At 68.5% G+C, this 7,214-nt stretch carries 9 protein-coding genes; all 9 read left to right on the top strand.

Annotated elements, in window-relative coordinates:
- A partial coding sequence (locus VN856_RS11590; protein WP_325689093.1) for an alanine--tRNA ligase-related protein occupies positions 1-1,561 on the top strand: 1,561 nt, incomplete at its 5' end.
- Positions 1,562-2,059, top strand: coding sequence for a Holliday junction resolvase RuvX (gene ruvX, locus VN856_RS11595; RefSeq protein ID WP_325689095.1), 498 nt, complete (start codon positions 1,562-1,564; stop codon positions 2,057-2,059). It begins immediately after the preceding gene.
- The gene (gene mltG, locus VN856_RS11600) at positions 2,052-3,287 is read left to right on the top strand and encodes an endolytic transglycosylase MltG (protein WP_325689097.1); all 1,236 of its coding nucleotides are present in this window, start codon (positions 2,052-2,054) and stop codon (positions 3,285-3,287) included. The genes ruvX and mltG overlap by 8 nt, the downstream gene beginning before the upstream one ends.
- Positions 3,265-4,080 carry a shikimate dehydrogenase gene (locus tag VN856_RS11605; RefSeq protein ID WP_325689099.1) on the top strand — a complete coding sequence of 272 codons (816 nt, stop codon included), beginning with the start codon at positions 3,265-3,267 and terminating at the stop codon, positions 4,078-4,080. Before mltG ends, VN856_RS11605 begins: the two co-directional genes overlap by 23 nt.
- Before the next feature lie 10 nt (positions 4,081-4,090).
- Positions 4,091-4,510, top strand: a complete 420-nt coding sequence (locus VN856_RS11610) for an A24 family peptidase (protein ID WP_325689101.1) — start codon at positions 4,091-4,093, stop codon at positions 4,508-4,510.
- Positions 4,511-4,591: 81 nt separating this feature from the next.
- Positions 4,592-4,972 (top strand): STAS domain-containing protein, encoded by a 381-nt coding sequence (locus VN856_RS11615; RefSeq protein ID WP_414686933.1) that lies wholly within the window; start codon positions 4,592-4,594, stop codon positions 4,970-4,972.
- Between the two features lie 89 nt (positions 4,973-5,061).
- Positions 5,062-5,475 carry a hypothetical protein gene (locus VN856_RS11620; protein ID WP_325689105.1) on the top strand — a complete coding sequence of 138 codons (414 nt, stop codon included), beginning with the start codon at positions 5,062-5,064 and terminating at the stop codon, positions 5,473-5,475.
- Positions 5,476-5,529: 54 nt separating this feature from the next.
- A complete protein-coding gene (gene aroC, locus VN856_RS11625; RefSeq protein WP_325689109.1) occupies positions 5,530-6,735 on the top strand; it encodes a chorismate synthase in 1,206 nt (401 codons plus the stop codon).
- A 5-nt stretch (positions 6,736-6,740) separates the two neighbouring features.
- Positions 6,741-7,214, top strand: a 474-nt coding sequence (locus VN856_RS11630) for a shikimate kinase (RefSeq protein ID WP_325689107.1), incomplete at its 3' end; no start/stop codon positions are given.

Here is a 7,214-nt window from a genome sequence, read left to right on the forward strand (position 1 = left end):
TGCCACCAAATCATCCGGCGCGACCGTGCTGTCCGGCTCGGATGCCTTCACGCTGCACGACACCTATGGATTCCCGATCGAGCTCACCCTCGAGATGGCCGCCGAAGCCGGCCTGCAAGTGGACGAACTCGGGTTCCGGGAACTGATGGCCGAGCAGCGCCGCCGCGCGAAAGCCGATGCTGCAGCCCGCAAGCACGCGCACGCCGACCTGACGGCGTACCGGGAGCTGGTCGACGCCGGCCCCACCGAATTCACCGGCTTCGACGAATTGACCTCGCAGGCAAGGATTCTGGGCATCTTCGTCGACGGGAAGCGGGTACCCGTGGTGGCGCACGGCACCGAGGAGTCCGCGGGTGCCGACCGCGTCGAGCTGGTGCTGGACCGCACCCCGCTGTATGCCGAGTCGGGTGGGCAGGTCGCCGATACCGGCAGCGTCAGTGGCACCGGCTCCAGCGAGAGCGCCAGGGCCGCCGTCACCGATGTGCAGAAGATCGCCAAAACCCTGTGGGTGCACCGCGTCAACGTGGAGTCCGGAGAATTCGTCGAGGGCGACACCGTGATCGCGGCCGTGGAACCTGGCTGGCGTAAGGGGGCCACCCAAGGACACTCCGGCACCCACATGGTGCACGCTGCGCTGCGACAAGTACTGGGGCCCAACGCCGTTCAGGCCGGATCGCTGAACAGGCCGGGCTATCTGCGATTCGACTTCAACTGGCAGGGTCCATTGACCGACGAGCAGCGCACAGAGATCGAAGAGGTGACCAACCAGGCGGTGCAAGCCGACTATGAGGTGCACACCTTCATCGAGCAATTGGACAAGGCCAGGGCGATGGGCGCCATGGCCATGTTCGGCGAGGCCTACCCCGACGAGGTGCGTGTGGTGGAGATCGGCGGACCGTTCTCGCTCGAGCTGTGCGGTGGAACCCACGTGCACAACTCGGCGCAGATCGGGCCGGTGACGATTCTCAGCGAATCATCGGTGGGATCCGGTGTGCGCCGGGTCGAGGCCTATGTCGGTCTGGAGTCGTTCCAGCACCTGGCCAAGGAGCGGGCGCTGATGGCCGGGTTGGCCTCGTCGCTGAAGGTGCCCTCGGACGAGGTGCCCGCCCGGGTCGCGAACCTGGTGGAGCGACTCAAGGTTGCCGAGAAAGAAATCGAACGCAACCGGCTGGCCAATGCACGGGCAGCTGCGGCAAATGCCGCCGCCGGAGCGCAGCACGTCGGTAACGTCCGGTTGGTGGCGCAGCGGATGTCGGCCGGCATGACGGCCGCCGATCTGCGCTCGCTGGTCGGCGATATTCGGGGCAAGCTCGGCAACGATCCGGCTGTGGTCGCCCTGATCGCCGAGGGTGAAAACGACAGCGTGCCGTATGCCGTGGCCGCGAATCCCGCGGCCCAGGATCTGGGCATCCGGGCCAGCGATTTGGTCAAGCAGCTCGCCGCGGCGGTCGACGGACGTGGTGGCGGCAAGGCGGATCTCGCGCAGGGGTCGGGCAAGGACGCGTCGGGCATCGACGCGGCGCTCGACGCGGTGCGCGCAGAGATAGCAAGGATCAGCTGAGTGGACTCCTCGCATCGCCTGCCGGACCGGCCTGGCAGCGACGATCCCGGAGCTGGCCGGCGGCTCGGCATCGATGTCGGCAGTGTGCGGATCGGTGTGGCAACCAGCGACCCGGACGGCATCTTGGCCACCCCGGTGGAAACGGTCCGCCGGGACCGGACGGCCAAGCACGTGCGGCGGTTGGTCGAGCTGGTCGCCGAGCTGAACGCGGTCGAGGTTGTCGTCGGATTGCCGCGAACCCTGGCCGACCGCACCGGCCCCTCGGCGCGGGACGCGATCGAGCTGGCCGAGGCGCTGGCCGGGCGGATCGCGCCGATTCCGGTGCGGATGGCCGACGAACGCCTGACGACCGTCAGCGCGCAGCGGTCGCTGCGCCAGGCCGGGATCAAGGCCAAGGGCCAGCGTAGGGTCATCGACCAGGCGGCGGCGGTGGCGATCCTGCAGGGGTGGCTCGACGAACGTCGTGCCATGCTGCCCGGGGAGGTCAACGGTGTCTGACAGCCGGGAGCGCGCTCAGCCGGTGGCGGTCGGGCCGCCGCGGCGGCGGCGCTCGCGCGCCGAACGTCTCCGCGCCGAGCGGGAGGGTCGCCGACGGCGCACCGCCCGCGGAATTCTCGTAGCCCTGTTTATCGGCGTCGTTGTCGTCGCAGCGTTCGTCGGCTCCAAAATGTTGCACGGCTTCGGCCCACAAAACGACTTCGCCGGCGACGGCAAACAGGACCTGGTGATCCAGGTGCATCCCGGGGACTCGACCACGGCGATCGGCGAGACGCTGCACAAACAAGACGTCGTCCGGACCGTCAAAGTCTTCCTCGAGGCCGCGCAAGGCAACGACGCGATTTCGGCGATCCAGCCCGGTTACTACCGGCTGCGCACCGAGCTTCCGGCGGCCTCGGCGGTCAAGGCGCTCGCCGATCCCGCGAGCCGGGTCGGCAAGGTGGTCATCCCCGAGGGTGAGCAGCTCGACGACACCACCGACGTCAAGACCAACGCCACCACACCCGGCATCTTCACCATGATCGCCAACGCCAGCTGCGTCGAGCTGAACGGCGACAAGCACTGCATCGCGGCAGCCGATCTGCGCACCGCGGCCGAAAAGACCCCGCTGGCATCACTTTCCGTGCCGCCGTGGGCCGTCGCGTCGGCAACTGCGATGGGTGACGATCACCGTCGGATCGAGGGCCTGATCGGGCCGGGCACCTGGAACGTCAACCCGTCGGCGTCTCCGCAGGAGATCCTCGAGTCATTGATCAGCGCCAGCTCGGAGCACTACACGAGATCGGGCCTGCTGGACACCGCCACCGCGATGAACATGTCGCCCTACAACGTCCTGGTGGTCGCCTCGCTGGTTCAGCGGGAGGCCAAACCGCAGGACTTCGCCAAGGTGGCGCGGGTCATCTACAACCGGCTGGCCGAGCACCGCAAGCTGGAGTTCGACTCGACGGTGAATTATCCGCTGGACCGCCGCGAGGTCGCCACCACCGACAGCGACCGCGGCAGTCCCACGCCGTGGAACACCTACGCCAACGACGGACTGCCGGCAACGCCGATCTGTTCGCCCGGCAGCGACGCCCTCACGGCGGCCGAGCACCCCGAAGACGGCGATTGGCTGTACTTCGTGACCATCGACCCGCAGGGCACGACGTTGTTCACCCGCGACTATCAACAGCATCTGGCGAACATCGAGTTGGCCAAGCGCAACGGTGTCCTCGACAGCGCGCGCTAAAAAGGCGGCGGTGCTCGGTTCGCCGATCGCACATTCGCGCTCTCCGCAACTGCACCTGGCCGCCTACCGGGCGCTGGGCCTGGATGAGTGGACTTATCAGCGGATCGAGTGCGGCGCCGACGAATTGCCCGGTGTCGTAAGCGGATTCGGCCCGGAATGGGTCGGCGTGTCGGTGACCATGCCCGGTAAATTCGCCGCGCTGCGATTCGCCGATGAGCGCACCGACCGGGCCGAGCTGGTCGGCTCGGCCAACACGCTGCTGCGTACGCCGACTGGCTGGCGGGCCGACAACACCGACGTCGACGGCGTGGCGGGTGCGCTGAGCGCAGAAGGCTTCGCGACGGGTGCCGCGCTGGTCGCGGGATCCGGCGGTACCGCGCCGGCGGCGATCGTGGCGCTGGCCGAATTGGGTGTCACCGACATGACCGTTGTCGCGCGCAACCCCGACAAGGCCGCCGAGCTGGTCGAGCTGGCCGACCGGGTCGGCGCAGTGGCCCGGTTCTGCGACCTGAACGACGGAGCGATCAGCGATGCGGTCGGTGCCGCCGCAGTATTGGTCAACACCTTGCCCGCCGAGGTCGCGGCGCGTTACGCGGAGTCCTTCGCCAATGTGCCGGTGCTGCTGGACGCGATCTACGACCCATGGCCGACGCCGCTGGCCTCCGCGGTGGCCGCCGCGGGCGGGCGGGTGATCAGCGGTCTGCAGATGCTGTTGCATCAGGCTTTCGCGCAAGTCGAACAATTCACAGGCCTACCCGCGCCGCGAGCGGCGATGGCGGCGGCTTTGGACTAGCGTGCCGCGCATGCCGATTGCAGCCGCGTTGCTGTGGATGAGTCTGCTAACCGGCTACGACATGCGTCAGCGCCGGCTGCCCAACTGGCTCACGGTGCCGGGCTTCGCTGTGATCATGCTCGCTGCCGCCGGCTCGGGCCGCGGCCCGGCCGCCGCGCTGGGGGCCAGTCTGCTAGCCGCGGTGTATCTGGTGATCCATGCCGTGGCACCGGCGGCGATGGGTGCCGGGGACGTGAAGCTGGCGCTTGGGCTGGGCGCACTGACCGGCTGCTTCGGCGGCGACGTGTGGTTGCTCGCGGCGATCGGCGCGCCGCTGCTGACGGCGGTGATCGGGCTGGTTGCCCGGTTCGGCTGGTCGGCGACGACGGTCCCGCACGGCCCGTCGATGTGCGCGGCCAGCGCCGCGGCGCTGGGACTGGCGGTGCTCTAGCCGCCGCGCCGTGACGACCACACCGGCGATACGGACTCCCGGAGTTAGGATTAGACCGCCGCGCCCGCGCCGACACAAAGGATGACCGTGGCTGCTAGCGAAATCACGACATCGGTGGCGCATCGCGATGAGATCACTGTTCTCAGCGTCGTCGGTGACATTGACGTTGCCAGCGGTCCGCTGTTCGAAACGGTTGTCGCCGCCGTGCTTGCTGGGGATCCGATCGCGCTCGTCATCGACCTGTCCAACGTGGATTTTCTCGCCACCGCGGGGTTGAGGATCCTGGCGGCAACTCACGAGAAGATGACCCTCGCCGGGGGTCGGTTCGCGGTTATAGCGGATAGTCCGGTAACCCGTAGGCCACTAGAGCTAACCGACCTGGATCAGCTCTTCTCGCTCTACCGCACGCTCGATGACGCGATAACGAGCCTCAGCAAGCCCCAGGGAACGACCACTCGATAAGTCGCCTTCGCCTGGTCGCCGCCGCGATTGGCAGCGTCTGGCAGCGCCGGCGGTCGATCTGGCAGCGGCTCGCGCCGCACCCTCTGGGCATGACGAATGCATCGATTTCTCGTAGCCATGACCGAACCCACGACTCGCGCTGGCACTCCGTCGGCACCGACCTCGCCTTCTGGACCGTGGTGGGTGCGGTGGTCGCCGCGCTGAGCGGTCCGCTCGGTGAGATGTGGGGCGTGCCGCGGGCCGACCTGCTGGCGGGTGGCTCGTCGTTCCTCGTCGGGGGCGCCCTGTTGCTGTTCGGCATGAACCGGATCCGTCCCCTGTCGCGTGGGCTGGTGCTGAGTTGCGGCGTTTCCAACCTGTTGCTGGCGCCGACGATGTGGGCGGCGGCAGCCCTTGGCTGGCTCCCGCTGAGCTCCGCGGGTAACTGGGCGCTGGCTGGTGCGGGCGACGTGGCCCTGGTGCTGGGTGTCTGGCAGCTCGCATCGGCGCGACGTGCGCGGTAGCGCGCAGTCCGCCGCTTTTTAATTGTCGAGGCCTGTCGTGGGAAGATGGGACTCGTGTTGCGATGGACTACTGCTGGTGAATCCCATGGCCGAGCATTGGTGGCCGTGGTGGAAGGCATGGTCGCCGGACTGACTGTCACCTCCGACGACATCGCCGACCAGCTGGCCCGCCGCCGCCTCGGCTACGGCCGCGGCGCCCGGATGAAGTTCGAGCGCGACCAGGTCACCGTGCTGGCCGGGGTGCGCCACGGCGTCACCCTCGGCGGGCCGATCGCCATCGAGATCGGCAACACCGAATGGCCGAAGTGGGAAACCGTGATGGCGCCCGACCCGGTCGACGCCGCGGAACTGGAGGTGGCGCGCAACGCGCCGCTGACCCGGCCGCGACCCGGCCACGCCGACTACGCGGGCATGCTCAAGTACGAGTTCGACGACGCGCGCCCGGTGCTCGAGCGGGCCAGTGCCCGCGAGACCGCTGCCAGGGTCGCGGCCGGCACCATCGCCCGGCAGTTCCTGCGGCAAGCCCTCGGCGTCGAGGTGCTGTCCCACGTCATCTCGATCGGCGATTCGGCGCCTTACGAGGGTCCGCCGCCGCAGCCCGGTGACCTCGCGGCGATCGACGCCAGCGGGGTGCGAGCCTTCGACAAGGCCGCCGAAGAGTCGATGATCGCCGAGATCGAAGCCGCCAAAAAGGACGGCGACACCCTGGGCGGCGTCGTAGAAGCCGTCGCGGTCGGATTGCCAGTCGGGCTGGGCTCTTTCATCAGCGGCGACAACCGCCTCGACAGCCAACTCGCCGCAGCCGTGATGGGCATTCAGGCGATCAAGGGCGTCGAGATCGGGGACGGGTTCGCCACCGCCCGGCGGCGCGGCAGCCGCGCTCACGACGAGATGTACCCGGGTCCCGACGGCATCGTGCGCTCGACCAACCGGGCCGGCGGGCTCGAAGGCGGCATGACCAACGGCGAGCCGCTGCGGGTACGCGCCGCGATGAAGCCGATTTCCACCGTGCCGCGCGCGCTGGCCACCGTCGACATGACGACCGGCGACGAAGCCGTCGCGATCAACCAGCGCTCGGATGTCTGTGCGGTGCCGGCGGCCGGCGTGGTGGTCGAGACGATGGTGGCGCTGGTGCTGGCTCGCGCCGCCCTGGAGAAATTCGGTGGCGATTCGCTGACCGAGACCCGGCGCAACATCGAGTCGTACCTGCGGTCGGTGGCCGAGCGGGAGCCGGTCACCGAAGTTCGGGCATCCGGGTAATTCTGATGGCGCCGAAAGCAGTGTTGGTGGGACTGCCGGGATCCGGTAAGTCCACCATTGGGCGACGGCTGGCCAAGGCTCTCAACGTCAGCATGCTCGACACCGACGCGGCGATCGAGGAGCGGACCGGACGCCGTATCGCCGATATCTTCGCCACCGACGGGGAAGAAGAGTTCCGCCGTATCGAAGAAGACGTGATCCGGGCGGCACTGGCCTCCCATGACGGCGTCCTGTCTCTTGGCGGCGGCGCGGTGACCACTCCCGGGGTGCGTGCCGCATTGGCCGGCCATGCCGTCATCTACTTGGAAATCACTGCGGCCGAAGGGATCCGGCGCACTGGCGGTAACACGGTGCGGCCGCTGCTGGCCGGGCCGGACCGGGCCGAGAAATTTCGCGCGCTGATGACCGAGCGTGTTCCGCTCTATCGGAAGGTCGCCACGATCCGGGTGAATACGAGCCGTCGCAACCCTGGAGCCGTT

Origin of the sequence: Mycobacterium sp. (assembly GCF_035603715.1) — a bacterium.
Classification (GTDB): domain Bacteria; phylum Actinomycetota; class Actinomycetes; order Mycobacteriales; family Mycobacteriaceae; genus Mycobacterium.